We start from the raw sequence: 24,984 nt of genomic DNA, 5'->3' as shown, positions 1-24,984 counted from the left end.
AGCTTTCACAGGCTGCTTCCGCCAACGTGCGGGGTCATTTCAGCCTCGGTAATGACTCGTCAGTTCCTTTCGACTTCCACCCAAGGCCTGAAAATCGGCTCCGGGCAATGCCTGTTTTACACCCGACGCGACTACAAAAAGAATCATTTTCTTTGAAGAATGTTCATTTTTTTGATTAATTCTGTGGCGTTCCTCACTGAAAAATTTATGATGCGTCAATCCGGCGTCCCATTCTCGAGAGTGAAAGGACGAAAAAACGGGAGGCCTGTACAGGGTTTAGTTTTGCGCGCACAGCGGTCAAAACACGGATTCGCCTGTACAGATCCGGCAAGCAAGGACATGCGCAAATCTCGCAAAACCAGGGAAGGAATCAAGCAATGGCAGTCATTACTGAACCGCTCCAGAACCAGGCTGACATGTTGCGTCGTGGCCTGACGGATCTTCGCGCAGAAGATGCCGAACTGGCGGCCATTCTCGACGCGGAAATCACGCGTCAACAGCACACGCTTTCACTGGTCTCCTCCTCCTGCGCAGTTCAGCCGCGAACCTTGGCGGCCAGCGCTTCCGTGCTGGTCAACGTGACGGCAGAGGGCATGTCCGGCAAGCGCCACAGTGCAGGGTGCGAGAACGTCGAACTGGTCGAGTCGCTGGCCATCCGCCGAGCGCGGCAACTGTTCGGCGCGCAATACGCCAACGTGCAACCACACTCAGCGTCGAACGCCATATACCAAGTCCTTACGGCCTTGATGGAGCCTGGCGATACCCTGTTGGGTATGGCGGTGGAGCACGGTGGTCATCTCACCCATGGCAGCCTCGCGGCGTTTTCGGGCGCCTACTACAAGGCGATCCAGTACGGCACGACATCCGACGGTCTTATTGATTACGACAAAGTGCGCCTGCTGGCGCTCGCCCATCGCCCACGCGTCATCCTCTGCGGCGCCACCGCCTATTCACGCGTAGTCGACTTCACGCGGTTTCGCGAAATTGCCGATGAAGCCGGCGCCATCCTGCTCGCCGACATTTCGCATATCGCCGGGCTTGTGGCCACCGGTCGGCATCCAGGTCCGATCGACGCCGCACATGTCACCGTCACCTGCACGCACAAGCAACTCGCCGGGCCTCGGGGTGGCGTGATCCTCAGCGGTGCTGATGCGAACACCAAGATTCCCGGCTTGAGAACCACCTTCAGTCGCCTGCTGGATGAAGCCGTTTACCCGCGAATGCAGGGTGCGCTCGCTGCCAACATGATCGCTGCGAAGGCTGCCGCGCTGGGTTACGCCATGTCGGCAGAATTCGACGTCTGCATGGCGCAGATCCGCAGTACTGCGGATGAAATGGCCCGCGCCTTCCAGGCACAGGATTACGAAGTGGTTGGCGGCTGCAGTGAAAACCATACGGTACTGGTTCGCTTGCGTGGCGACATCACGGGCGCTATCGCGGAGGCGGCACTGGGTCACTGCGGGATCATCGTCAATCGCCATCGCGTTCCCGGCGATCACCGCTCGACACTGGTGACGAGCGGACTGCGCATCGGCACGGGCGCTCTGGCGCAACGCCGGGTCGATGTCCACGGCAGCCGCCAGATCGTCGATTTGATAGTGCGGGTTCTGAATACGGTAGCGCCGCTCGGCGAACAGGATTACACACTGGAACCCCTGCTCCTCGCGCAGTTTCGCTCAGAGGTCGAAACCCTGTGCAGGGACTATCCTCTCGCCGATTATCAATAGCCGTCCAACATTTGCACTCATAAAAAAACCCGGCACTCAGGCCGGGTTTTGTTTTTCTGCATCAGCGCTTACTTGGCAGCACCTGCCGCGTGCACGGCCTGCTGCGCGCCGCGCTTGTTCTTGATCACGTAGCAGACCCACATGAACACGACCCACACCGGAATCGCATACACCGAGATCTGAATGCCCGGGATCAACAGCATCACGCCGAGGATGAAGGCGACGAATGCCAGGCAGATGTAGTTACCGTACGGATACCACAGCGCCTTGAACAGCGGCGTCTGTTTGGTCTTGTTCATGTGCTGGCGGAACTTGAAGTGCGAGAAGCTGATCATCGCCCAGTTGATCACCAGCGTCGCAACCACCAGCGACATCAGCAGTTCCAGCGCGTGTTGTGGAATCAGGTAGTTGAGCAGCACAGCCACCAGCGTCACTGCCGCCGAAGCCAGAATCGAACGCACCGGCACACCGCGCTTGTCGATTTTCGCCAGCGCTTTCGGCGCATCACCCTGCTCGGCCATGCCCAGCAGCATACGGCTGTTGCAATAGGTGCCGCTGTTATACACCGACAACGCAGCGGTCAGGACCACGAAGTTGAGGATGTGCGCGGCGGTGTTGCTGCCGAGCATCGAGAACACTTGCACGAACGGGCTGCCGCTGTACGAATCGCCAGACGCGTTAAGGGTTTCCAACAGGCTGTCCCATGGCGTCAGCGACAGCAGGATCACCAGTGCACCGATGTAGAAAATCAGGATTCGGTAGATCACCTGATTGATCGCTTTCGGGATCACGGTTTTCGGCTTGTCCGCTTCAGCGGCGGTGAAACCGAGCATTTCCAGACCGCCGAAGGAGAACATGATGATCGCCATGGCCATCACCAGACCGCTCACACCGTTCGGGAAGAAACCACCGTGCGACCACAGATTGCTCACCGAGGCTTGCGGGCCGCCGTTGCCGCTGACCAGCAGGTAGCTACCCAGCGCAATCATGCCGACGATCGCGACGACCTTGATGATCGCGAACCAGAACTCGGCTTCACCGAAGACTTTGACGTTGGCCAGGTTGATCGCGTTGATCAGCACGAAGAAAGCCGCTGCAGAAACCCAGGTCGGGATATCCGGCGCCCAGTAGTGAATGTATTTGCCGACCGCGGTCAGCTCCGACATGCCCACCAGAATGTACAGGATCCAGCAGTTCCAACCGGACAGGAACCCGGCAAAGCCGCCCCAATACTTGTGCGCGAAATGGCTGAAGGAACCGGCCACCGGCTCTTCGACAATCATCTCGCCCAACTGGCGCATGATCATGAAGGCGATGAAGCCGCAAATGGCGTAGCCGAGGATCATCGACGGGCCGGCGGATTTCAGTACCCCGGCCGAGCCGAGGAACAATCCGGTACCGATCGCGCCACCGAGGGCGATCAGTTGAATATGGCGATTTTTCAGGCCGCGTTTCAGCTCGCCTGATTGCGAGGGTTGTCCACTCATGAAAAAGGTCTCACGCAAGGTTTGATGGTGTTCAGTAGACGTTGCTGCAAGGTTGCGATTTCAGGCAGCCCCGATCAAACCCCAGCGCAGGCACCAGGAGTTCAGCTTATTTACAACGGTCATGCGTCACCTGTTTGTTTTTATCTGTGACGAAATCGAACCCGAAACGCTTGTGGCGCCACGGAGTGAACAAGGCGGATAGCCTTGAGATTTGCGCGATTACGCAGAGGGTCACAGTTAAAACGCGGCGCATTGTACACCGCTAACCCCCTGCTGCCAGACCCCGCTGGATCAGCGTGGCGGTTGCCGGGATTGCGTGTGTCCGCCTCGAGTCACTCGAGCGGCTGCAAAAATTGAGTCAGGCCTTTGCAGGCCATCGGCGTGGACGAGGAAAAAATCGTCCCACGGAGAGAGATGGAGATCAGTCACGGCGTTCATTGCGCCTCCTTCTTGTTATGCACCTGCACGACAGGCATGAGGCGCATCTCACCCTGCAAACGGCGCTGAAACAAGCGCGCCAGAGCCTTGTCCGGCCCGCGGCGGAGCAGGCTTCGGCAGCTTTTCCTTACAGCAATCATGACGGGTTGGTTTCCCTCGGTTTTACCGGCTTTTTTGTAAACATTTCTTTACGACGCGTAACGCAGAATTTCCATTTCAGAAATATCTGTCAGACGTCTGCAAATTGACGGTAGCTAGCTTGCTAATGAAACGTGCCGTTTAGTTTTTTGTTTTCAAATAAGAAAACTGCCGCCGAAAAACAGAATAAAAAGTCTATTTAAAAATTAAATGAATAATTTTTTGCATTACAAAAAACCCTGAACTAGGTTCTTCACGTCTTGCCGGCCACCTCGACCGGCCAGTCACAACCGTGAATGTCATCTAGGAGATCGACCATGCAAGCACTGGAAAAAGACTTGGATACCGAACTGCAACTGGACGAATGGTTTGAAGCACCGACCCACGAGGCGGCTGTAGAAATGATGCAAGCCGACGCGGTAGTTCCGTTCGGCACGGCGATGTGGCCTCTGTAAGACATCTCCGGGCAGGCACGATCCGGCCGGTCGTGCCTGCCGCTTTCTACACGGTCAGTCAGGGAGGATTCATGGATAAGCCCCGCGCGATCTCGCATTTCCTTTACTACCTCGAACACCACCCCGCCCTTGCCGGTCTCGACTCGGCGAAGGTATTGCTCGGCCACACGGCTGATTACGAAGCGCTGACCGGCGCGATCGCCGAACAGGCAGGCGATCATCCTCGTTTCCAGTTCAGCAGCCGACGTCTGGACCTGGACAGCACTGCAACGCTGACCTCGGCAATCACCGACAGCGATCTGTACATTTTCTTCTACGACTCTTCCACCTTGCCCAACCCACGCCCCGACGGCCCGGAGTTCGTCCGCGCGCTGCAAGCGGTGATGGCGGAGAACTGGAAGAAGTCGCTGCTGTTCAAGGATTACGGCGATTATTTCTATGACACCTTCAGCGTCACGCCGCAGCGCATTGCTGGCCTGAACAGTCACCTGATCCAGCGTATGTCCCAGGCGACCACGCTGAGTTTCAAAGACGATGACGGCTCATGGTTTGAAACGCCGCTGAGCAGCATCAAGAAGTGGACCGATATCAACGGCATCGGCAACTTCGACCTGGCCCCCGGCGAAATCGCCACGCACAGCGAAGCCATCAATGGCCATGTGAAATTCAAGGGCACGTTCCTCAGCACCATCCCGTTTGCGCGCAAATACGGCGTACTGGAATCGCCGTTGGAGCTATGGATCGAGAATTCGACTATCAGCCGCATCGCCACGGAGGTGCCGGGGCTGGAGCATGATTTCAACAAGTATCTGGACGCCAATCCGTCGAACAGGCGGATTGAGGAGTTGGGGATTGGCACCAATGAAGGCGTGAAGGATTTGTATGCGCGTAATGCCGGGTTTGAGGAGCGGCATTGTGGCTTGCATCTGGGACTGGGCGGCGGGGCCAAGGGCAGTCACCACCTGGACCTGATCTTCTCGGGCGGTGTTTTGGCGCTGGATGATAAACCTGTGTTTGATGGACGCTTTGTGTTCTAGCCCCAAGATTTCTTTATTGAAGCTACCGACCCTTTCGCGAGCAAGCTCGCTCCCACAGGGGATTTGTGTACGACACAGGTCCAATGTGGGAGCGAGCTTGCTCGCGAAGAGGCCCTGCCAGGCGCTACATACCTTTCATCAGACGAAAAAAAACGCCAACCCTGAGGTTGGCGTTTTTGCTTTAGCCTGAAGCTTGCCGCTAGAAGCTCGCAGCTGCCTTATTCCGGCTTCTTGCGACCAAACCCCGGACGCTGACCGGAACCGGCCGGTGCGCCACGACGCTTGCCCGACGGCTTGTCACCGTCAACCAGCTTGATCCCCGGACGCTTCGGCGCAGGTTTGGCCGGGCGCTTGTTGGTGGTGTCCGCTGGACGATCCGCCACAGGCGTGCCACGACCGGCAGGTGCACCACGCTCGCCACGTTCAGTGCGACCGTTGGCCGGACGCGGAGCGCGCTCGCCGTCACGGGCGGCAACTGGCTTGCGACCTGGGCGCTCGCCTTCGATCTGCGGCTCACGGCTCGGGCGTGGGCCGGTCGGCGCGCCAGCGGCTGGACGCAGGGTGCGCACGCGCTCGGTCTTGGCCATCGGCCGCGACGATTTGCGCTGCATGCGCTCAAGCTTGTCTTTGCTCTTGGCGTTCAGTTGCGGCATCGCTACCGGCGTCAGGCCGACTTCAGCACTGAGGATGTCGACTTCGTACTGGCTCATTTCGCGCCAGCGACCCATCGGCAGGTCGGAGTTGAGGAACACCGGACCGAAACGCACGCGCTTCAGACGGCTGACCACCAGACCCTGCGATTCCCACAGACGACGAACCTCACGGTTACGGCCTTCCATCACCACGCAGTGATACCAGTGGTTGAAGCCTTCACCGCCTGGCGCCTGCTTGATGTCGGTGAACTTCGCCGGGCCGTCTTCCAGCACGACGCCGGCCTTCAGGCGCTCGATCATCTCGTCGTCGACTTCACCGCGTACGCGCACGGCGTACTCACGGTCCATCTCGTAGGACGGGTGCATCAGACGGTTGGCCAGCTCACCGTCGGTGGTGAACATCAGCAGACCGGTGGTGTTGATGTCGAGACGACCGATGTTGATCCAGCGACCTTCTTTCGGACGCGGCAGCTTGTCGAACACGGTCGGACGGCCTTCAGGGTCGTCACGGGTGCAGATCTCGCCATCGGGTTTGTTGTACATGATCACGCGGCGGACCGATTCGGCCGCTTCTTCGCGCTTGATCACCTTGCCATCAATGGTGATGGCGTCGTGCATGTCGACGCGCAGACCGAGGGTGGCGTCTTTGCCATTGACCTTGATCCGGCCCTGGCTGATCCAGGATTCCACGTCACGGCGCGAGCCGACGCCGATACGGGCGAGGACTTTCTGCAGCTTTTCGCCTGCTGGGCCGATTTCCTGGTCGTCTTTCTGAATGATGTCGCTCATCTGGGCACCTCCCGGTGTGGTCTGTTCAAGCGCTCTGAATTGGACGCCTGAAGCATTGAAATCTGGGTTCTCGGCCGAAGGGATCGGCGGAGGGTCGCGAATCATACGCGGATGTGCGCCATCGCGCATCAGAGACTAGTCGATCAGGCCAAGGTTATTTCTTTTTCCGCCGACCGGCGCCACCGAGTTTGATCAGGCGCAGCGCGGCTTCGGCCAGTACGCTGCGCTTGTCGTCCTTGTCGAGTTTCTTCCAGGCCTTGATTTCGCGCTTGCTGCGGCCGCAGCCGAGACAGATGTCGTCGGTGAATTTGCAGAGGCTGATGCACGGGTCTTTTGTTGAACTCATATCTACTCCAGAAACACACAAATCCCCTGTAGGAGTGAGCCTGCTCGCGATTGCGGTGTATCTGCCAAGAAGATGTCGACTGACACACCGCAATCGCGAGCAGGCTCACTCCTACAGGGGTTTGCGGTGTTCTTGGGATCGGATCAGTCTTCGAACTCGCGGCGTTCGGCTTCGATGGCTTCGGCCAAGGCGCGGGCTTCGGCTTCTTCTTCGCTCAGCTCGGGTTCTGGCGCGGGTTGTTCGAGCGCGGCGACGGCGGCCAACAGCTTTTCGCGGGCTTCGGCGACGCCAAGAATGTCCTCTTCCGGTTCGGCTTCTGGCTCGGCTTCAAGTTCAACTTCAATCGCTGGCTCAGCGACTTCGGTTTCAGGCTCGGTCGTCGGCGCGTCACTGTCGCCCGCCTCACCATCCGCCGCATCTCGCAGCAAATCGTCGAAGTCGGTCTTGATCCCCTCCTCCATGCTGTCCAGCTCCAGCAGCAAGGTATGGAAACTGGTCTCTTCCTTCTCCTCTTCCGGCTCGGCGCTGGCGTCGGCCAACTCCTGCAAACCCTGCGGCACCGGAGCGTCGTCGAAATCGAGCACCGGGTCGGTTTCCATTTCGCGCAATTCGGCCAGCGGCGGCAGGTCTTCGAGGTTCTTCAGGTTGAAGTGATCGAGAAACATCTTGGTGGTGGCAAACATCGCCGGTTTGCCCGGCACATCGCGGTAACCAACAACACGAATCCACTCGCGCTCCAGCAAGGTCTTGACGATATTGCTGTTCACCGCCACGCCACGCACGTCTTCGATCTCGCCACGGGTGATCGGCTGACGGTAGGCAATCAGCGCGATGGTTTCGAGCAAGGCGCGGGAGTAACGCTGCGGGCGCTCTTCCCACAAGCGGCCGACCCACGGCGAAAACTTTTCGCGGATCTGCAAGCGATAGCCCGATGAGACTTCCTTGAGCTCGAAAGCACGGCCCTCGCAGGACTTGCCCAACAGGGTCAGGGCTTTCTTGAAGACCGCAGGCTCGGGCCGTTCGCCTTCTTCAAACAGTTCAAACAGGCGCTCAAGGGATTGCGGCTTTCCCGAGGCCAACAGAAAGGCTTCAAGCAGGGGGGCCAGCTCGCGGGGTTCAGTCAGGTTCATGTTTCGACTCGTTATTCGGCTCGGGCTCGCACGTGGATCGCGGCGAACGGCTCATTCTGCACCAGCTCGACCAAGGATTCCTTGACCAGTTCAAGGATCGCCATAAAGGTCACCACCACACCCAGCCGCCCTTCTTCGGCGGTGAACAGCTCGACGAACGGCACAAAACCGCCGCCCTTGAGCCGTTCCAGCACATCACTCATGCGCTCGCGCGTGGACAGCGCCTCGCGGCTGACCTGGTGGCTTTCAAACATATCGCCACGGCGCAGCACTTCGGCCATGCACATCAAAATCTCTTCCAGCGCCACATCCGGCAACAGCTTGCGCGCCCGGGCTTCCGGGGCGTCGAGCTTGGGCACGATCACATCGCGGCCAACCCGGCTCAAGCCGTCGATGCCTTCGGCGGCCGCCTTGAAACGCTCGTATTCCTGCAAGCGGCGGATCAGTTCGGCACGCGGGTCGTCTTCTTCGTCTTCGACGGTTTCAGCGCGCGGCAGAAGCATGCGCGACTTGATCTCGGCGAGCATCGCGGCCATCACCAGATACTCGGCGGCCAGCTCCAGACGCACCGACTGCATCAACTCGACATAACCCATGTACTGGCGGGTGATTTCCGCCACCGGGATATCGAGGATGTTGATGTTCTGTTTGCGGATCAGGTACAGCAGCAGGTCGAGCGGGCCTTCGAAGGCTTCAAGGAAGACTTCCAGCGCATCCGGCGGGATGTACAGGTCCAGCGGCATCTCCATGACTGCCTGGCCATAGACCATGGCAAACGGCAGTTCCTGCTGAGCGCCAGCCTGGGGATCGACAACGGTTTCCACTGCGGACATTCAGGCCTCGACCATGAACGGCGCGGGGTCGCCGCAACCAACGCGGATCACTTCAGGGTCGTCGCCGGTCAGGTCGATCACGGTGGAGGCTTTGATGCCGCCGAAACCGCCGTCGATGATCAAGTCCACTTGGTGTTCAAGCAGTTGGCGCATTTCGTAAGGATCGCTGAGCGGGTCTTCGTCGCCGGGCATGATCAGGGTCACGCTCATCAGCGGCTCGCCGAGTTCGGCCAGCAGCGCCAGCGCGATCGGATGGCTCGGCACACGCAGACCGATGGTGCGCTTCTTCGGATGCAGCAACAGACGCGGCACTTCGCGGGTGGCGTTGAGAATAAAGGTGTAAGGCCCCGGCAGATGCGCCTTGAGAATGCGGAAGGTGCCGGTGTCGATCTTCGCGTAGTTGCCCAGTTGCGACAGGTCGCTGCAGATCAGCGCGAAGTTGTGCTTTTCATCGAGTTGACGCAAACGGCGCACGCGCTCGATGGCTGTCTTGTCGCCGATCTGGCAGCCGATGGCGTAGGAAGAATCCGTGGGATAAACCACCACCCCGCCTTTGCGGATGATTTCGACCGCCTGTTTTATCAGGCGCGCTTGTGGGTTTTCCGGATGTATCTGGAAAAATTGACTCACATTTTCTACCTGTTCAGACGGCGGCAATATCTGTGTCATGTTTGAACCGACACCACAGGGGTGGAAGGTCCTCGGGAACCGGCCGGTACTGGCCGATCTCTGACCAGCCGCCAGGGCCATGGAAGTCACTGCCGGCGCTGACCAGCAGACCGAACTCACGGGCAAGGATTGCCAGGCTGCCGACCTGTTCCGCAGGCTGATGGCCATTGACCACCTCGATCGCATGCCCGCCTGCTTGAATATAGTCGGCAATCAGCTTTCGGCGCTTGCTGCGGGTGAAATCGTAGTGCCACGGATGCGCCAGGCTGACCCAGGCATTGGCGGCGCGCAGCGTAGCGACGGTGTCTTCCAGCGTCGGCCAGTGCAATTTGACGTCACCGAGCTTGCCGGCGCCGAGCCACTTGCGGAAGGCTTCGGCGCGATCCTTTACAAAACCTTCACGCACCATCCAGTCGGCGAAATGCGGACGGGCCGGGGCGTTGCCACTGTCACCCAGTTCCTGCTGGACCTGCCGGGCACCTTCGAGGGCACCGGGCATGCCCTTGAGGGCGAGCTTGCGGCTTATTTCTTCCGACCGCAGCCAGCGGCCATCGTGCAATCTGGCAATCGCTTCGACCAACGGTGTGGCGTTGACGTCGAAACCGTAGCCCAACACATGAATCGTCGCACCGCCCCAGGTGCAGGACAATTCGACGCCGTTGACCAGTTGCATGCCCAATTCGTTGGCGGCCGTGCGCGCTTCGGCGAGGCCTTCGAGGGTGTCGTGGTCAGTCAACGCCAGGACTCGCACGCCGTTCTCGAACGCACGCGCAACCAGAACCGCAGGCGCGAGGGCGCCATCGGAGGCCGTGCTATGGCAATGCAAATCAACATTCACGGGGAGTTGTAACCTCAAATCAGCTGGCGCTATCGCGCGCCCATATGTTTGTTATTATGCCGCCACATCCAGCTTCTGGCTCTCACTGTGAAACAATTCATCGATTTCATCCCGCTTCTGCTGTTCTTCATCGTTTACAAACTTGATCCACGGGTCGTCGACATCGCTGGCCATGAAGTGACTGTAGGCGGTATTTACAGCGCCACGGCGATGCTGATCATCAGTTCCCTGGTGGTGTACGGCGCGTTGTTCATCAAACAGCGCAAGCTGGAAAAGAGCCAATGGCTGACCCTGATTGCCTGCCTGGTTTTCGGCAGCCTGACGCTGGCCTTCCACAGCGAGACCTTCCTCAAGTGGAAAGCCCCGGTGGTCAACTGGCTGTTCGCCGTCGCCTTCATCGGCAGCCACTTCATCGGTGACCGCCTGCTGATCAAACGCATCATGGGCCACGCACTGAGCCTTCCGGATCCGGTCTGGACCCGCCTGAACATCGCCTGGATCGGCTTTTTCCTGTTCTGCGGCGCTGCCAACCTGTTCGTCGCCTTCACCTTCCAGAGCTACTGGGTGGACTTCAAGGTGTTCGGCAGCCTGGGCATGACCTTGGTATTCCTGGTCGCACAGGGCATTTACCTGTCGCGTCATCTGCACGATGCCGATACCCCAACAACACCAAAAACCGAGGACTGACATGCTCTACGCCATCATTGCCACCGACGTCGCCAATTCGCTGGAAGCACGCCTGGCCGCGCGCCCTGCGCATCTGGAACGCCTGCAAGCGCTCAAGGGCGAAGGCCGCATCGTATTGGCCGGCCCGCACCCGGCCGTCGACAGCAATGATCCGGGCGCTGCGGGTTTCACCGGCAGCCTGATCGTCGCCGAATTCGATTCCCTCAGCGCTGCGCAGGCATGGGCCGATGCTGATCCGTACATCGCCGCGGGTGTCTACGCCAACGTGGTCGTCAAGCCGTTCAAGCAAGTCCTGCCTTAAACGTCCGGTGATGAGGGGATTTACCCCTCATCACTCGCGACACTGCCTCATGCAATGAACCTTCCTGGTTCTTGCTGCTCTCAATCGCTCATTATTCTCGTTTGCCTGCCGACAACCTGCCCAATATCCATTTGGAAACAGGTGTCGCGATGCGCAAGGGTCCGTTGTGTCTGATGTTGGTCACGTTGTCGATCATGGCACCCGCCCATGGTGAGGAAACCACCGAAGGCGGCAATTCCACGCCATTGTCGTTAAGCGCCGGCAGCCAGATCACCGAGTTGCAGCAGCGCCTCAAGGCCAGCGAGCAGCAACGGGAAGAACTGAGCAAACAACTGCAAAATGCCGACAATACCCGTGAAAGCGCCCAGCTCGCCCGGTTGCGCCAGGAGAACCAGCGTCTCAAGCTGCAACTCAAGGAAGCCCAGGCCAGCCCGCTGCCGCGTCTGCTGACTGATCAGCAGCAATGGTTCGTCACGGGCGCCGGAGTAGCGCTATTGGCGCTGCTCTGCGGTATCTTTGCCAGTGGAGCAAGCCGAAAACGTCGGCAATGGCTAAATTGAGTGAGTCATGAGCGAGCTGTTACTGATTGATGATGACCAGGAGTTGTGCGAACTCCTGAGTAGCTGGCTGAGCCAGGAAGGCTTCCATGTGCGCGCCTGCCACGATGGCCAGAGTGCACGCAAGGCGTTGGCCGAAACGGCCCCGGCGGCGGTGGTGCTGGATGTGATGCTGCCCGATGGCAGCGGTCTGGAACTGCTCAAACAACTGCGCAACGACCACGCCGATCTGCCGGTGCTGATGCTTTCGGCCCGGGGTGAGCCGCTGGATCGCATCCTCGGTCTGGAACTGGGCGCCGACGATTATCTGGCCAAACCCTGCGACCCACGAGAACTGACCGCCCGCCTGCGCGCCGTACTGCGCCGCAGCCATCCGGCGGCAGTCTCGACGCAGCTTGAGCTGGGCGATCTGAGTTTCAGTCCGGTGCGCGGCGTGGTCAGCATCGACGAGAAAGAACTGACCCTCACCGTTTCCGAAAGCCGTCTGCTCGAAGCCCTGCTCAAGCAACCCGGCGAGCCGCTGGACAAACAGGAACTGGCGCAGATCGCCCTCGGCCGCAAGCTGACCCTGTACGACCGCAGCCTCGACATGCACGTCAGCAACCTGCGCAAGAAAATCGGCCCGCATCCCGACGGTCGCCCACGCATCGTCGCGCTGCGCAGCCGTGGTTACTACTACAGCCTCTGAGGCTCCCCATTGTAGGAGTGAGCCTGCTCGCGATAGCAGTGTGTCAGTCGACATGTTCTTGCCCGATACACCGTTATCGCGGGCAGGCTCACTCCTACAGGGTGTGTTTGTCAGGTCAGCGCTCGAGTGTCTTTACCGAAGCTTTACGCAGTGCTGACCGCCGCTGACCTTGATCTCCGTAATCTGAACTCATCCGGAACGTACCGGGAACGAGACAAGGAGATACACCATGCGCAAGACTCTTATCGCTCTGATGTTCGCTGCCGCTCTGCCAACCGTCGCCATGGCCATGCCGCAAGACGGTGGCCCGATGGGTGGCCCGCTCGACGGCCCACGCCACGGCGGTCAGATGCACGGCATGCACGGCAAAGGCCCGTACAGCCAACTCGACCTGTCCCGCGAACAGCGCGAACAGATCCGCAAGATCATGGGCGAGCAGATGCACGAGCGTAAGCAAGTGGTCGACAAGTATCTGGAAAAACTCTCGCCGGCTGACCAGAAAGCCATGAAGGACGAGATGGCCGCCAACCACAAGAAAGCCGAGTCCGATGTTCGGGCGCTGCTGAAACCGGATCAACAGAAGAAATTCGACGAGATCCAGAAAAAACAGGCCGAGCGTCGCGCAGAATGGGCCGAGTTCAAGGCGTGGAAAGCGCAACAGGCACAAAAGGCGCAATAATGTTCTGACCCGGACCCGACGGCTAAACACCGCCGGGTCTTTTTCCACCGATCCAATGTAGGAGTGAGCCTGCTCGCGATAGCGGTGTGTCAGTCAACGAATACTTGTCTGACTCACCGCTATCGCGAGCAGGCTCACTCCTACAGGGATTTGCGTTTGTTCTGAGGATTTTCTGTGCGTTCATTGTTCTGGCGTATTCTCGCGAGCTTCTGGCTGGCCATCGCTCTGGTGGCCGGGCTGTCCATTCTGCTCGGGCACATGCTCAACCAGGACGCGTGGATCCTCAGTCGCCATCCGGGCCTCAACACCCTCGCCGGCGAATGGACACAAACCTACGAAGCCCAGGGCGAGGAAGCTGCCCAGGACATCCTCGAACAGCGCAAACGCCAATATCACATCGATGTTCAGGTGCTGAACGAATCCGGCGACCCGGTGGTTCGCGGCACCTTCCCGCGCCGCGCAGCCGCGTTCGAAGCCCGCCAGAACAATGATGACCGGCGTCTGCCATGGCGACGTCTGACCGATGAATTCACCAGCGAAAAAACCGGTGACACCTACCTGTTCATCTACCGCATCCCGCATCCGGAACTCGACTCTTGGCACCGCGAAAGCCTGCTTTGGCCATTGAGTGCGCTGGGGATTGCGCTGGTGGTGTTGACCCTTTTCAGTCTGCTGGTGACCTTCTCCATCACCCGCCCGCTCAGCCGTTTGCGCGGCGCGGTGCATGATCTCGGGCAGACCACTTATCAGCAGAACAGCTTGGCGAAACTGGCCAACCGCCGCGACGAATTTGGCGTGCTGGCCAACGATTTCAACCGCATGGGCGCGCGCCTGCAAAGCCTGATTGGCAGCCAGCGACAGCTGTTGCGCGACGTTTCCCACGAATTGCGCTCACCGTTGGCGCGGCTGCGTATCGCCCTGGCCCTGGCCGAACGCGCCAACCCTGAAGAACGCGAGAAACTCTGGCCACGCCTGACGCGCGAGTGTGATCGGCTGGAAGCGTTGATCAGTGAAATTCTGGTATTGGCGCGGGTCGATGCCGACAACGCCAGTGCTGAAGACGTGGATCTGAATGCGTTGCTCGGCCTCTTGCAGAAGGACGCAAAACTGGGATCGCCCGAGCAGATCGTGCGTCTGGATGCCGAACCGCAGCTGAATCTGAAAGGCTGGCCGACCATGATCGAGCGCGCCGTCGATAACCTGCTGCGCAACGCCCAGCGCTTCAACCCGGAAGGTCAGCCGATTGAAATGCAGGCTTCACGTCAGGGTGAAAAAATCATCGTGAGCGTGCGCGACCATGGGCCGGGGGTGCAGGCTGAACATTTGAGCCAGTTGGGCGAGCCGTTTTACCGGGCGCCGGGACAGACGGCGGCGGGACACGGTTTGGGCCTGGCGATTGCGCGAAGGGCGGCGGAGCGGCATGGTGGGAGTTTGACGCTGGCCAATCATCCGCAGGGTGGGTTTATTGCCAGCCTGGAATTGCCGTTGGTGCCCGGAGCGGTGGTGCAACTTTAAGAGCCTAAAAACTACCCTCACCCCAGCCCTCTCCCGGTGGGAGAGGGGGCCGACCGAGGTGTCTTGCGTCAGACATCGACCTGAAACACCGAGTCGATTATGGGCCAGAAAGGCACGTGAATCGTCGCCGACTCTGGGTTCGAAATGCATTGGAGCCGTTATCGACTCCGAACTCGAAATGCATTGGAGCCGTTATCGACTCTGGATTCAGCCGAGCACTTTCAGGTCGGCGTACCTCTACAGCATCCCCCAATCAGTCCCCTCTCCCTCTGGGAGAGGGCTAGGGTGAGGGGCTTTTGATCTTCAGGCGTTGGCGGGCCAGGCACTGACGAACTCGGCCAGATCAACCTTTTCCGCCACACGCGGCTCTTTCTGCGGCGTGCCGAGGTAGAGAAACGCGATGACCTCTTCGCCTTCCGCCAGCCCCAAGCCTTGGGCGACATGTTTCGAATAAGCCAGATCACCCGTACGCCACACCGCACCAATCCCTTGCGCATACGCCGCCAGCAAAATCCCGTGCGCCGCACATCCGGCCGCCAGCAACTGCTCGGCCTTCGGGTACTTGACGTGTTCCTGCAACTTGGCGATCACCACAACCACCAGCGGCGCACGCAGCGGACCGTTACGGGCCTTGTCGATCATCGCTTCAGTGACTTCGCCTTCCTGCATTTGCGCAGCTTGCGCCAGCAACTCGCCCATTTGCTCGCGTGCCGCGCCTTCGACCGTCAGGAAGCGATACGGCTGCAAATGCCCGTGATCCGGCGCGCGCAACGCGGCGCCAAACAGGGCTTCGCGCTGCTCGGCAGTGGGGGCCGGTTCGACCAGTCGTGGAACGGAAACACGGTTGAGCAACGCGTCGAGAGCCTGCATCGGCCACCTCCTGAAAAATATGTGCGGCTATTCTAGCTGTATCTGCCAACAGGATGCCGGTTTACATGCCCTGCCCCACGGGTAGAATGGCGCCCTTCCCACATCAGCCCGAGCGGACTTCATGGCGTTGCCGACCTTACGGATCATTGGTTTCATCATCGGCATCTTCCTGATCACCCTGGCTGTGGCCATGGTCGTGCCTATGGCCACCCTGGTGATTTTCGAGCGCACCGGTGATCTGCCGTCGTTCCTCTGGGCGAGCATGATCACCTTCGTCGCCGGCCTCGCGCTGGTGATTCCCGGCCGACCGGAACACATTCACCTGCGCCCGCGCGACATGTACCTGCTGACGGTCAGCAGTTGGCTGGTGGTGTGCATTTTTGCTGCGCTGCCGTTTCTGCTGACCCAGCACATCAGCTACACCGACTCGTTTTTCGAAAGCATGTCCGGCATCACCGCGACCGGCTCGACCGTACTCAGCGGGCTCGACACCATGTCACCGGGCATTCTGATGTGGCGCTCGCTGCTGCACTGGCTCGGCGGCATCGGCTTTATCGGCATGGCGGTGGCGATTCTGCCGCTGCTGCGCATCGGTGGCATGCGCCTGTTCCAGACCGAATCCTCGGACCGCTCGGAAAAGGTCATGCCGCGCTCGCACATGGTGGCGCGCCTGATTGTGGCAGCGTATGTCGGCATCACCATCCTTGGCAGCCTGGCGTTCTGGTGGGCCGGGATGAGTCCGTTCGACGCGATCAACCACGCGATGTCGGCGATTTCCACCGGCGGGTTCTCGACCTCCGACCAGTCGCTGGCCAAGTGGACGCAACCGGCGGTGCACTGGGTCGCAGTCGTCATCATGATTCTCGGCAGCCTGCCGTTCACCCTGTACGTGGCGACGTTGCGCGGCAACCGCAAGGCGCTGATCAAGGATCAGCAAGTACAGGGTTTGCTCGGTATGCTGCTGATGACCTGGCTGGTGCTCGGCACCTGGTACTGGTGGACGACCAATTTGCATTGGCTGGAGGCGCTACGCCACGTAGCGCTGAACGTGACGTCGGTGGTCACCACCACCGGTTTCGCCCTCGGCGACTACAGCCTGTGGGGTAACTTCTCGCTGATGCTGTTTTTCTATCTGGGTTTTGTCGGTGGCTGTTCCGGGTCGACGGCGGGCGGGATCAAGATCTTCCGTTTCCAGGTCGCCTACATCTTGCTCAAGGCCAACCTTAACCAACTGATTCACCCGCGTGCGGTGATCAAACAGAAGTACAACGGCCACCGTCTCGACGAAGAGATCGTCCGTTCGATTCTGACCTTTTCGTTCTTCTTCGCCATCACCATCTGCGTGATCGCCCTGCTCCTGTCGCTGCTTGGCGTTGACTGGATGACCGCGTTGACCGGCGCTGCCAGCACCGTGTCCGGCGTCGGCCCGGGCCTGGGCGAAACCATCGGCCCGGCAGGTAACTTCGCCACCCTGCCGGATGCGGCCAAGTGGATCCTGTCGTTCGGCATGCTGCTCGGCCGGCTGGAGATCATTACGGTGTTTGTACTGTGTATTCCGGCCTTTTGGCGTCACTGACCGCGCTCGGCGCCTGCAACAACCGCGTCCGGTAATCGCCGGGCGTGGTGTCGAACCAGCGGCGGAACGCGCGAAAGAAGTTGCTCGGGTCGGCAAATCCCAACAGATAAGCGATTTCCAGCAGCGTCATGCTCGGTTGCGCCAGATACTGCTCGGCCAGTTCGCGGCGGGTGTCATCGAGCAACTGCTGAAAACTGGTGCCCTCCTCCTGCAAGCGGCGCTGCAAAGTGCGCTGCGATAAATGCAGAGTCTGCGCCACAGTATCGCGCTTCGGCTCACCTTGCGGCAGCAAACGGCACAGCACCTGTCGCGCTTTGTGGGTCACGCGGCTTTCGGAAAACCGCGCCAGATATTCCCCGGCAAAGCGGTCGTGCAACAGCGCCATCGCTTCGTTGGCTGTCGGCAGCGGCGCTTCCATGTCGGCGCGTTCGAAGATCAGCGCGTCATACGGCGCGTTGAACATCAGCGGCGCGTGGAAGGCTTGTTTGTAGGGTTCCAGGTCCTCGGGTTCGGCGCCCTGCACCAGCACTTTGACCGGGTGCAACGTGCGTCCGGTCAACCAGCCGCACAGGCCCAGCGCACAGGCCAGCGAGGCTTCGGCGCTTTGCCGGGTCGGCGGCAGATGGTCACCGTGCACGGTCAGAATCAGCGCATAACCTTCATCAAGCAATCGGAAACTCAGATCGGCGCTCTCGGCGATGATGCGCTGATAGCGCACCAGCCGTTGAAAGCCTTCGGCGAGGGTATTGCTCGACATCAACGCGTAGCCGGCGACATGAAAAGACGCCGGTCGCACCACCTTGCCCATGTTCAGGCCGATCGCCGGGTTGCCGGATAACTCGACCGCCCGTTGCCAGAGACGGGTCATGGAATCTTGCGGGAAGCGCGCATCCGGATCATCCAGAGCCGTGTAATCGAGCCCCAGTTGTTTGAACAGAACCCGGCAATCCAGGCCGTCCATCTCCAATGCTTTGACAATCCCCATCGCCCAGCTTGCAGAAGTCGTTCGTTCGCTCATGGCGTTTTTCTTTTACATGATGGGCCGCATGTTACGGCCCGATTTGCGAAGGATACTAAAGTGGCGCCGATTGTCACTGGCCCACGCCAATGATCACTCTAGACTCAAATAAGCTACCCGCAGCACAACTCGTCGCCAGAACAATAACCACAGAGAACGCGGTCGTGGAAAACATCAAACATTTCAACAGCTTCGCTGAGTTCTATCCGTATTACCTCAGCGAACACAGCAACAGCACCTGCCGGCGCCTGCATTTCATCGGTACGACACTGGTGATTTTTATTCTCGCGCTGACCATCGCCAAGGGCGCCTGGCTGTTGTTATTGGCCTTGCCGCTGGCCGGTTACAGCTTCGCCTGGGTCGGGCACTTTTTCTTTGAAAAGAACCGGCCGGCGACTTTCCAGCATCCGCTGTACAGCCTGCTTGGCGACTTCGTCATGTACCGCGACATGATTCTGGGTCGCGTGGCGTTCTGAATGAGGGTCAGCCAATGAATGCCAATGCCCGCTTCACCCATATGAAGGACGGTACCCAAGAAGATTGGGCGATCATCGCCGCCGACTTCAGCGCCTATGCCAAACAGTTGCCCGCACGGATCATGACCCACCTGAAACTGCTGGAAGGCGATTTCGGTGGCTTCCAGGTGGATCGCCTGACCCACTCGCTGCAAACCGCCACCCGTGCCTTTCGTGACGGGCGCGACGAGGAATATGTGGTTTGTGCCTTGCTGCATGACATCGGCGACACCCTGGGTTCGTACAACCATCCGGACATTGCCGCTGCGATACTCAAGCCGTTCGTCAGCGCCGAGAATGTGTGGATGGTCGAGAAGCACGGGGTGTTTCAGGGGTATTACTTCTTTCATCACCTGGGCATGGATCGGCATCTGCGTGAACAGTTCGCCGGTCATCCGCAGTTTCAGGCAACGGCCGAATTTTGCGCCAAATACGATGCGGCGGCGTTTGATCCTGACTATGACACGCTACCGTTGAGTTTTTTCGAGCCGATGATGGAGCGGTTGTTTGCGCAGCCGAAGAACTCGATTTACAAGGCCGCGATGGAGCAACACTCGCCAGCGTAATCATCCTCGGGAACCGCTGCGCGGTTCATCGCGAGCAGGCTCACTCCTACAGTTGAAATGCGTACCCCTGTAGGAGTGAGCCTGCTCGCGATGAGGCCCTCTCAATCACCAGAGCATTAGGCGAGTTCGGCGACTTTGGCCGCTTTCAGCTCCGCCTCCCGCGCCTGCGCATCCGCCAGCCGATACAACTCGATCGTGCCATCCCAGTGTTCGATCAGCGCCGTGCACGACTCCACCCAATCGCCGCAATTGAGGTAATCCACCTCGCCCACCTTACGAATCTCGGCATGGTGAATGTGCCCGCACACCACGCCATGCAACTCGCGCTTCACGCATTCATGGGCGATGGCTTCTTCAAAGTCGCTGATGAAACTCACCGCGGTCTTCACCTTGTGTTTCAGGTACGCCGACAGCGACCAATAGCCGTAGCCATAGCGCGCACGCCAGTGGTTGAGCCAGCGATTGAGGGTCAAAGTGAATTCGTAGGCGGAGTCGCCAAGGAAGGCCAGCCAGCGGTGATAACGGGTGATTACATCGAACTGATCGCCATGAATCACCAGCAGATGCCGGCCATCCGCCGTGACATGCACCGCTTCGTCGACCAACTGGATATTGCCCAGAATCAGCTTCGAATAACGACGCAGGAATTCGTCGTGGTTGCCGGTGACGTAAATCACCTCGGTGCCGCGCTTGCTCATGGTCAGCAAGCGGCGGATCACGTTGGTATGCGCCTGCGGCCAGTACATGCCGCCGCGTAGCTTCCAACCGTCAATGATGTCGCCAACCAGGTAAATCTTGTCGGCATGGTAGCCCTTGAGAAATTGCGACAAGTGCTCGGCCTGGCAATCCCGCGTGCCCAGGTGCACGTCGGAGATCCACAGGGTTCGCACCCGTTGTTTACGACTGGGTCGGGCGAGCTCGGCGCTGGTCATGGGCAACCCTCTGCGATGTTTTCGCCACTGTGCGCGCGCCCGGTTAATCGACCATGACAAGCGTGAGTCAGTCCTGTGACAACGCATCCGGTGTGCGCCGGTGTAGACTGACGACCACTTCGGAGACGACCTGCCATGCGACCGATCCTCACCCTGCGCCAGTACACCCACGATTTGATCGCCCACAGCCACGACCACGCGCAATTGGTGTTCGGGCTGTCCGGTGCGCTGGATTTCGAGGTCGAGGGCAGTGGCAGTCAGGTGCGTCAGCAGAGTTTTGTAGTTATCCCTTCCGGCGCTCATCATGCCTGCGGCAGTCCCAATGGTAGCCGCTGTCTGGTACTGGATATCCCGAACGGCCAATGGCTGACGGATTCACTGGGCGAACATGCCGACGCCAGCCATCGTCTGCTCGATCAACCGGCGCGCTTGTCGCTGGATTCGGGGCAAAGTCAGTTGGTCAGCTGGCTGGCAAACAGTCCGGTCAGCGATCCATTGATTGCCCAGCAAGGCGCGGTGTTGCTGCTGGCCAGTCTGAATCACGCGCAACCTGCGGAACACGCCATTCGCCGCCTGCCCTATGCCGCACTGGATGCGCACATCGAGCAATACGCCGCGTATCCGCTGCAAGTCGCCGATCTGGCACGGGTGGCAGGATTGTCCAGCGCGCGTCTGCATGCGCGGTTCATGGCCGAATGCGGGCAGACGCCGATGGATTACATCCGCAGCCGACGCCTGCATCTGGCCGTGCAAATGCTCCGCGACACCGCCCTGCCGATCGGCGAAGTTGCCAGTCGCGTCGGCTACAGCTCGCAGAGCGCTTTCTCGGCCGCGATCCTACGTGAGTTCAGCGCATCGCCCGGCCAGCTTCGGCGCGATTCCTGCGACAAACGACGATAGTCTGCCGACAGACTTGTAGGCCGATACAGGGTTCAATGGACTTATTGATCGTTCCCGCGCTCTGCGTGGGAATGTAGCCCGTGACGCTCCGCGTCACTGGACGCAGAGCGTCCCTAGAGGCATTCCCACGCAGAGCGTATCAATCACAAGAAACCGTGTCTGGATTAAGGATTGCAATGACTCCGCGTACCGCCCTCGGCGCTCTGCATATCGGTGCTTTGATGTTTGGCCTGACGGGTGTGTTCGGCAAACTCGCTGCCGCGTCCCCCGCTGTGATCGTCTTTGGACGCGCGGCTTTCGCCGTACTCGCCCTGGCATTTTTCGCCCGTTTCGCCAGCCAGCAAGGCTGGCAGAAACTTCAGGCCGTGGACTGGCGCCGCCTCGCCCTCAGCGGCGTGTTGCTGGCCGGGCACTGGGTGAGTTTCTTTCTGTCTGTGAAGATCGCCGGTGTCGCCATCGCGACGTTGGGTTTTGCCAGTTTCCCGGCCTTCACGGTGATTCTCGAAGGGCTGATCTTCCGTGAACGCATCCGCGCCAATGAAATACTGCTGGTGGTGTTGGTCAGCATCGGCCTGATTCTGGTGACCCCGGCCTTCGATCTCGGCAGCGGTGCGACCATCGGCTTGCTCTGGTCAGTGCTTTCGGGGCTGCTCTTTTCGCTATTGTCGCTGACCAACCGCGCCAGCTCCGGGCGCATCCCGGCGGTACAGGCGGCGTTGTGTCAAAACGTCGTGGTGGCGCTGTGTCTGCTGCCGGTTGCAGCACCGCTACTCAGCGAAGTACGCGCACTCGACTGGCTGTGGATCGCCCTGCTCGGGGTGTTCTGTACCGGCGTCGCCCACAGCCTGTTTGTGGCCAGTCTGGCGGTGATCAAGGCGCGCACGGCGGCGGTAGTGTTTGCGCTGGAGCCAGTCTACGGCATCACCGTCGCCTGGCTGTTGTTCAATGAAAACCCGACGTCGAAGATGTTGATCGGCGGTGCGTTGATCATTGTTGCCATCGTCGTGTCAGCGCGGATGTCCGGCCATGCCGACAAGAAAACCGTCGCCGCCGAGGCTGCGTCTCACTGAGTGCGGTCGTTGTGACCGAGGTCGCGGTCAGGATCGATCTGATCGCGAACCCGCTGCTTCAACACCTTAGCCTCGGGAAAACCGCCATCAGCCTTGCGTTCCCAGATCTGCACGCCGTCGCAGGTGATGTGAAATACCCCGCCGGTGCCGGGCACCAGGGAGACTTTGCCGAGGTCATCGCCAAAGGTGCTGAGCAGTTCCTGCGCCAGCCACGCCGCGCGCAGCAGCCACTGGCATTGGGTGCAATAGGTGATGACAACTTCTGCTTTTGCGACAGTCATGTTCGCTGAAACTCCTGAGACAGAGGGCGCCGCTATAATAGCCGGCTTTATCGCTTGTCCCGAGACTCACAATGCGCCGTTTGCTGTTCTGCCTGCTGCTTGGTTTGCTTCCACTGTTTGTTCACGCCAGTGACGCGCCGCGACCGAAAGTCGGCCTGGTGCTGTCCGGCGGTGCTGCGCGTGGTCTGGCGCACATCGGCGTGCTCAAAGCCCTCGAAGAACAAGGCATCAAAATCGATGCGATTGCCGGCACCAGCATGGGCGCGGTGGTCGGCGGCCTGTACGCCTCGGGCTACAAGATCGATGAGCTGGAAAAACTCGCGCTGAACATCGACTGGCAAGCCGCATTGTCCGACGCCCCGCCGCGCGAGGACGTGCCGTTTCGACGCAAACAGGATGACCGCGACTTTCTGGTGAAACAGAAACTCAGCTTTCGCGACGACGGCAGTCTCGGCCTGCCTCTGGGTGTGATTCAGGGCCAGAACCTCGCGCTGCTGCTGGAAAGCCTGCTGGCCCACACCAGCGATACCCGGGATTTCGACAAACTGCCGATCCCGTTCCGCGCTGTGGCCACCGACATTGCCAATGGCGAAAAAGTGGTGTTCCGCAAAGGCCACTTGCCTCAGGTGATCCGCGCCAGCATGTCGATCCCGGCGGTGTTCGCCCCGGTCGAGCTCGACGGCCGGCTGTTGGTGGACGGCGGTATGACCGACAATATCCCGCTGGATGTCGCACGGGAAATGGGCGTTGACGTGGCCATCGTCGTCGACATCGGCACACCGCTGCGCAACCGCAAGCAACTGACCACCGTGGTCGATGTGCTGAACCAGTCGATCACCCTGATGACCCGCAGTAATTCCGAAGAACAACTGGCCGCGCTGAAATCCTCCGATGTGCTGATCCAGCCTGCGCTGGCCGCATACGGTGTCACCGATTTCGGTAAAGCCCAGGACATGATCGACGCAGGTTACCGCGCGACCCGCATCCTCGATGCGCGCCTCGCCGTGCTCAAACCCGAGGAATCCCAAGACGCCGAACTTGCTGCCGCCCGTTCCCCGGGGCAGCGCACGCCGATCATTACCGCGATCCGTGTCGAAAACGACTCGAAAGTCGATGACGACGTGATCCGCTACTACATCCGCCAGCACATCGGCGAGCCGCTGGACCTGGGGCGATTGCACTCGGACATGGGCACCTTGTATGGCCTCGACTACTTCGAACAAGTGCAGTACCGCGTGGTGCACAAGGGCCAGGACCACACACTGGTGATCAGTGCCCGGGGCAAGCGCAGCGGTACCGATTACCTGCGGGTCGGTCTCAATCTGTCCGACGACATGCGCGGCGATAGCGCCTTCAACCTCGGTGCCAGTTACCGCATCAACGGCATCAACCGCCTCGGCGCGGAATGGCTGACACGCGCGCAGATTGGCGATAAACAAGAGCTGTATACCGAGTTCTATCAACCGCTGGACGTTGGCTCGCGTTACTTCGTCGCACCGTACGCCTCGTTCGAGGCGCAGAACGTTGAAGCGGTGCTCGACAACGATCCGATCGCACAGTACCGCGTCGAGCGCTACGGTTTCGGCCTTAACTTCGGTCGCCAGATCGGCAACAACGGCGAAGTGCGGTTCGGTGTCGGCGAGGCCTGGGGCAAGGCCGATGTGCGCATTGGTGATCAGGATCTGCCGAGTGAAAACTTCAACGAAGGCTTCTATGCGCTGAAATATTCGTACGACTCACTGGATAACGTCTACTTCCCTCACGAAGGCAAGGACGTCAGCCTGACGCTGATGCAGTTCGAACCGGGGCTGGGTTCGGATACGCGCTATCGACAATGGGAATTCAAACTCGACAAAGCCATGAGCCGTGGCCCGGACACGCTGATTCTCGGCGGGCGCTACGGGCGTACGCTGGACGATGCCAATGTGGTGACGTCGAGCTTCCTGCTCGGCGGCGCGCGGCAATTGTCGGGGTTCCGTGAAGACGCGATTTCCGGGCAGAACGTCAGCCTGATGCGCGCGGTGTACTACCGCCGGCTGACGCCGCGCTCGTATCTGCCGCTGGACTTTCCGCTGTATGCCGGCGCCTCGCTGGAGCGTGGGCGGGCGTGGAACAACGACAATGAGTTCGACAGTGGCTACATCAACGCCGCCAGCGTGTTCATTGGTTTTGACACGCCGCTGGGGCCGTTGAATTTCAGTTACGGGTTGAATGATGCGAATGAGCAGGCGGTTTATCTGAACCTTGGCCAGACCTTCTGATCAGGTCGCCTGACAATCCGTCTTCGCG

The 24,984-nt window shown here is 59.8% G+C and carries 26 protein-coding genes; 15 read left to right on the top strand and 11 right to left on the bottom strand.

Features of this window, described 5'->3' with window-relative positions; translation table 11 throughout:
- Window positions 1-377 precede the first annotated feature (377 nt).
- On the top strand, window positions 378-1,727 hold the full coding sequence (gene glyA, locus CLU80_RS21410) for a serine hydroxymethyltransferase (RefSeq protein ID WP_099758326.1): 1,350 nt from the start codon (window positions 378-380) through the stop codon (window positions 1,725-1,727).
- 68 nt (window positions 1,728-1,795) lie between these two features.
- On the opposite strand, the gene CLU80_RS21405 is transcribed toward glyA, so the two are convergent.
- Entirely contained in the window at window positions 1,796-3,214 is a 1,419-nt protein-coding gene (locus CLU80_RS21405; RefSeq protein WP_093439548.1) for an amino acid permease, read from the bottom strand.
- 893 nt (window positions 3,215-4,107) lie between these two features.
- Between CLU80_RS21405 and CLU80_RS30310 the strand changes: the two genes are divergently transcribed.
- Together CLU80_RS30310 and CLU80_RS21400 are read left to right on the top strand one after the other, a co-directional pair.
- Window positions 4,108-4,245, top strand: coding sequence for a hypothetical protein (locus tag CLU80_RS30310; RefSeq protein WP_003222780.1), 138 nt, complete (start codon window positions 4,108-4,110; stop codon window positions 4,243-4,245).
- Between the two features lie 71 nt (window positions 4,246-4,316).
- Entirely contained in the window at window positions 4,317-5,282 is a 966-nt protein-coding gene (locus tag CLU80_RS21400) for a M29 family metallopeptidase (protein WP_099758325.1), read from the top strand.
- 218 nt (window positions 5,283-5,500) lie between these two features.
- On the opposite strand, the gene rluB is transcribed toward CLU80_RS21400, so the two are convergent.
- The 6 genes from rluB to CLU80_RS21370 all read right to left on the bottom strand — a co-directional run bounded on the left by rluB (window position 5,501) and on the right by CLU80_RS21370 (window position 10,540).
- A complete protein-coding gene (gene rluB / locus CLU80_RS21395) occupies window positions 5,501-6,724 on the bottom strand; it encodes a 23S rRNA pseudouridine(2605) synthase RluB (RefSeq protein WP_099758324.1) in 1,224 nt (407 codons plus the stop codon).
- A 154-nt stretch (window positions 6,725-6,878) separates the two neighbouring features.
- On the bottom strand, window positions 6,879-7,070 hold the full coding sequence (locus CLU80_RS21390) for a DUF1289 domain-containing protein (RefSeq protein WP_034153249.1): 192 nt from the start codon (window positions 7,068-7,070) through the stop codon (window positions 6,879-6,881).
- A 143-nt stretch (window positions 7,071-7,213) separates the two neighbouring features.
- Window positions 7,214-8,200: an SMC-Scp complex subunit ScpB gene (gene scpB, locus CLU80_RS21385; RefSeq protein WP_093439535.1), complete on the bottom strand. Its 987-nt coding sequence runs from the start codon at window positions 8,198-8,200 to the stop codon at window positions 7,214-7,216.
- Window positions 8,201-8,211: 11 nt separating this feature from the next.
- Window positions 8,212-9,033, bottom strand: coding sequence for a segregation and condensation protein A (locus CLU80_RS21380; protein ID WP_024012074.1), 822 nt, complete (start codon window positions 9,031-9,033; stop codon window positions 8,212-8,214).
- A complete protein-coding gene (locus tag CLU80_RS21375) occupies window positions 9,034-9,663 on the bottom strand; it encodes an L-threonylcarbamoyladenylate synthase (protein ID WP_093440143.1) in 630 nt (209 codons plus the stop codon).
- 13 nt (window positions 9,664-9,676) lie between these two features.
- Window positions 9,677-10,540: a PHP domain-containing protein gene (locus CLU80_RS21370; RefSeq protein WP_099758323.1), complete on the bottom strand. Its 864-nt coding sequence runs from the start codon at window positions 10,538-10,540 to the stop codon at window positions 9,677-9,679.
- 87 nt (window positions 10,541-10,627) lie between these two features.
- Here CLU80_RS21370 and CLU80_RS21365 point away from each other — a divergent pair, with 87 nt between their 5' ends.
- The 6 genes from CLU80_RS21365 (at window position 10,628) to CLU80_RS21335 (ending at window position 14,967) form a co-directional block, all read left to right on the top strand.
- A complete protein-coding gene (locus CLU80_RS21365) occupies window positions 10,628-11,227 on the top strand; it encodes a septation protein A (protein WP_099758321.1) in 600 nt (199 codons plus the stop codon).
- Between the two features lies 1 nt (window position 11,228).
- Window positions 11,229-11,528 (top strand): YciI family protein, encoded by a 300-nt coding sequence (locus CLU80_RS21360; RefSeq protein ID WP_007919677.1) that lies wholly within the window; start codon window positions 11,229-11,231, stop codon window positions 11,526-11,528.
- Between the two features lie 149 nt (window positions 11,529-11,677).
- A complete protein-coding gene (locus CLU80_RS21355; RefSeq protein ID WP_099758320.1) occupies window positions 11,678-12,088 on the top strand; it encodes an SH3 domain-containing protein in 411 nt (136 codons plus the stop codon).
- 7 nt (window positions 12,089-12,095) lie between these two features.
- Window positions 12,096-12,773: a response regulator transcription factor gene (locus CLU80_RS21350; protein ID WP_093439526.1), complete on the top strand. Its 678-nt coding sequence runs from the start codon at window positions 12,096-12,098 to the stop codon at window positions 12,771-12,773.
- Between the two features lie 229 nt (window positions 12,774-13,002).
- Entirely contained in the window at window positions 13,003-13,452 is a 450-nt protein-coding gene (locus CLU80_RS21345) for a Spy/CpxP family protein refolding chaperone (protein ID WP_007919681.1), read from the top strand.
- A 174-nt stretch (window positions 13,453-13,626) separates the two neighbouring features.
- Window positions 13,627-14,967, top strand: coding sequence for a sensor histidine kinase (locus tag CLU80_RS21335; RefSeq protein ID WP_099758318.1), 1,341 nt, complete (start codon window positions 13,627-13,629; stop codon window positions 14,965-14,967).
- A gap of 303 nt (window positions 14,968-15,270) precedes the next feature.
- On the opposite strand, the gene CLU80_RS21330 is transcribed toward CLU80_RS21335, so the two are convergent.
- Window positions 15,271-15,837, bottom strand: coding sequence for a nitroreductase family protein (locus tag CLU80_RS21330; protein WP_099758317.1), 567 nt, complete (start codon window positions 15,835-15,837; stop codon window positions 15,271-15,273).
- A 121-nt stretch (window positions 15,838-15,958) separates the two neighbouring features.
- Between CLU80_RS21330 and CLU80_RS21325 the strand changes: the two genes are divergently transcribed.
- The gene (locus CLU80_RS21325; RefSeq protein ID WP_099758316.1) at window positions 15,959-17,413 is read left to right on the top strand and encodes a TrkH family potassium uptake protein; all 1,455 of its coding nucleotides are present in this window, start codon (window positions 15,959-15,961) and stop codon (window positions 17,411-17,413) included.
- Here CLU80_RS21325 and CLU80_RS21320 read toward each other — a convergent pair.
- Window positions 17,370-18,431 (bottom strand): AraC family transcriptional regulator, encoded by a 1,062-nt coding sequence (locus CLU80_RS21320; RefSeq protein WP_202894563.1) that lies wholly within the window; start codon window positions 18,429-18,431, stop codon window positions 17,370-17,372. The genes CLU80_RS21325 and CLU80_RS21320 overlap by 44 nt on opposite strands.
- 164 nt (window positions 18,432-18,595) lie before the next feature.
- Here CLU80_RS21320 and CLU80_RS21315 point away from each other — a divergent pair, with 164 nt between their 5' ends.
- Together CLU80_RS21315 and CLU80_RS21310 are read left to right on the top strand one after the other, a co-directional pair.
- Complete coding sequence (locus tag CLU80_RS21315; RefSeq protein ID WP_093442638.1) at window positions 18,596-18,907, top strand: Mpo1-like protein; 312 nt, start codon at window positions 18,596-18,598, stop codon at window positions 18,905-18,907.
- 14 nt (window positions 18,908-18,921) lie between these two features.
- Window positions 18,922-19,512: an HD domain-containing protein gene (locus CLU80_RS21310; RefSeq protein ID WP_099758314.1), complete on the top strand. Its 591-nt coding sequence runs from the start codon at window positions 18,922-18,924 to the stop codon at window positions 19,510-19,512.
- A 116-nt stretch (window positions 19,513-19,628) separates the two neighbouring features.
- Here the strand turns inward: CLU80_RS21310 and CLU80_RS21305 are convergent, their stop codons facing one another.
- Entirely contained in the window at window positions 19,629-20,444 is an 816-nt protein-coding gene (locus tag CLU80_RS21305) for a UDP-2,3-diacylglucosamine diphosphatase (RefSeq protein WP_007919701.1), read from the bottom strand.
- Between the two features lie 135 nt (window positions 20,445-20,579).
- Between CLU80_RS21305 and CLU80_RS21300 the strand changes: the two genes are divergently transcribed.
- A complete protein-coding gene (locus CLU80_RS21300; RefSeq protein ID WP_093442629.1) occupies window positions 20,580-21,344 on the top strand; it encodes an AraC family transcriptional regulator in 765 nt (254 codons plus the stop codon).
- 176 nt (window positions 21,345-21,520) lie between these two features.
- Window positions 21,521-22,414 carry a DMT family transporter gene (locus CLU80_RS21295; protein ID WP_093442625.1) on the top strand — a complete coding sequence of 298 codons (894 nt, stop codon included), beginning with the start codon at window positions 21,521-21,523 and terminating at the stop codon, window positions 22,412-22,414.
- On the opposite strand, the gene CLU80_RS21290 is transcribed toward CLU80_RS21295, so the two are convergent.
- Complete coding sequence (locus CLU80_RS21290) at window positions 22,408-22,695, bottom strand: Rdx family protein (RefSeq protein ID WP_093442622.1); 288 nt, start codon at window positions 22,693-22,695, stop codon at window positions 22,408-22,410. The two genes, CLU80_RS21295 and CLU80_RS21290, sit on opposite strands and share 7 nt — an antisense overlap.
- A 71-nt stretch (window positions 22,696-22,766) precedes the next feature.
- On the opposite strand from CLU80_RS21290, the gene CLU80_RS21285 reads away from it, so the two are divergent.
- Window positions 22,767-24,956: a patatin-like phospholipase family protein gene (locus tag CLU80_RS21285; RefSeq protein WP_093442619.1), complete on the top strand. Its 2,190-nt coding sequence runs from the start codon at window positions 22,767-22,769 to the stop codon at window positions 24,954-24,956.
- Window positions 24,957-24,984: the final 28 nt, after the last annotated feature.

Origin of the sequence: Pseudomonas sp. 29, from assembly GCF_002754355.1 — a bacterium.
In the GTDB taxonomy this organism is placed as follows: Bacteria; Pseudomonadota; Gammaproteobacteria; order Pseudomonadales; family Pseudomonadaceae; genus Aquipseudomonas; species Aquipseudomonas neuropathica.
Note: the sequence above shows the minus strand (reverse complement) of the source record. Positions and strands in the feature narration are given on the sequence as shown.

Excerpts from the sequence above, each read along its gene's own strand:
- CLU80_RS30310 (WP_003222780.1), top strand. The coding sequence starts at position 4,108 with ATGCAAGCACTGGAAAAAGACTTGGATACCGAACTGCAACTGGACGAA.
- CLU80_RS21380 (WP_024012074.1), bottom strand. The coding sequence starts at position 9,033 with ATGTCCGCAGTGGAAACCGTTGTCGATCCCCAGGCTGGCGCTCAGCAG.
- CLU80_RS21310 (WP_099758314.1), top strand. The coding sequence starts at position 18,922 with ATGAATGCCAATGCCCGCTTCACCCATATGAAGGACGGTACCCAAGAA.
- CLU80_RS21345 (WP_007919681.1), top strand. The coding sequence starts at position 13,003 with ATGCGCAAGACTCTTATCGCTCTGATGTTCGCTGCCGCTCTGCCAACC.
- CLU80_RS21330 (WP_099758317.1), bottom strand. The coding sequence starts at position 15,837 with ATGCAGGCTCTCGACGCGTTGCTCAACCGTGTTTCCGTTCCACGACTG.
- glyA (WP_099758326.1), top strand. The coding sequence starts at position 378 with ATGGCAGTCATTACTGAACCGCTCCAGAACCAGGCTGACATGTTGCGT.
- CLU80_RS21400 (WP_099758325.1), top strand. The coding sequence starts at position 4,317 with ATGGATAAGCCCCGCGCGATCTCGCATTTCCTTTACTACCTCGAACAC.
- CLU80_RS21290 (WP_093442622.1), bottom strand. The coding sequence starts at position 22,695 with ATGACTGTCGCAAAAGCAGAAGTTGTCATCACCTATTGCACCCAATGC.
- CLU80_RS21350 (WP_093439526.1), top strand. The coding sequence starts at position 12,096 with ATGAGCGAGCTGTTACTGATTGATGATGACCAGGAGTTGTGCGAACTC.
- CLU80_RS21320 (WP_202894563.1), bottom strand. The coding sequence starts at position 18,431 with ATGAGCGAACGAACGACTTCTGCAAGCTGGGCGATGGGGATTGTCAAA.
- CLU80_RS21300 (WP_093442629.1), top strand. The coding sequence starts at position 20,580 with ATGCGACCGATCCTCACCCTGCGCCAGTACACCCACGATTTGATCGCC.
- CLU80_RS21360 (WP_007919677.1), top strand. The coding sequence starts at position 11,229 with ATGCTCTACGCCATCATTGCCACCGACGTCGCCAATTCGCTGGAAGCA.
- CLU80_RS21295 (WP_093442625.1), top strand. The coding sequence starts at position 21,521 with ATGACTCCGCGTACCGCCCTCGGCGCTCTGCATATCGGTGCTTTGATG.
- CLU80_RS21325 (WP_099758316.1), top strand. The coding sequence starts at position 15,959 with ATGGCGTTGCCGACCTTACGGATCATTGGTTTCATCATCGGCATCTTC.
- CLU80_RS21355 (WP_099758320.1), top strand. The coding sequence starts at position 11,678 with ATGCGCAAGGGTCCGTTGTGTCTGATGTTGGTCACGTTGTCGATCATG.
- CLU80_RS21305 (WP_007919701.1), bottom strand. The coding sequence starts at position 20,444 with ATGACCAGCGCCGAGCTCGCCCGACCCAGTCGTAAACAACGGGTGCGA.
- CLU80_RS21405 (WP_093439548.1), bottom strand. The coding sequence starts at position 3,214 with ATGAGTGGACAACCCTCGCAATCAGGCGAGCTGAAACGCGGCCTGAAA.
- CLU80_RS21285 (WP_093442619.1), top strand. The coding sequence starts at position 22,767 with ATGCGCCGTTTGCTGTTCTGCCTGCTGCTTGGTTTGCTTCCACTGTTT.
- CLU80_RS21390 (WP_034153249.1), bottom strand. The coding sequence starts at position 7,070 with ATGAGTTCAACAAAAGACCCGTGCATCAGCCTCTGCAAATTCACCGAC.
- rluB (WP_099758324.1), bottom strand. The coding sequence starts at position 6,724 with ATGAGCGACATCATTCAGAAAGACGACCAGGAAATCGGCCCAGCAGGC.
- scpB (WP_093439535.1), bottom strand. The coding sequence starts at position 8,200 with ATGAACCTGACTGAACCCCGCGAGCTGGCCCCCCTGCTTGAAGCCTTT.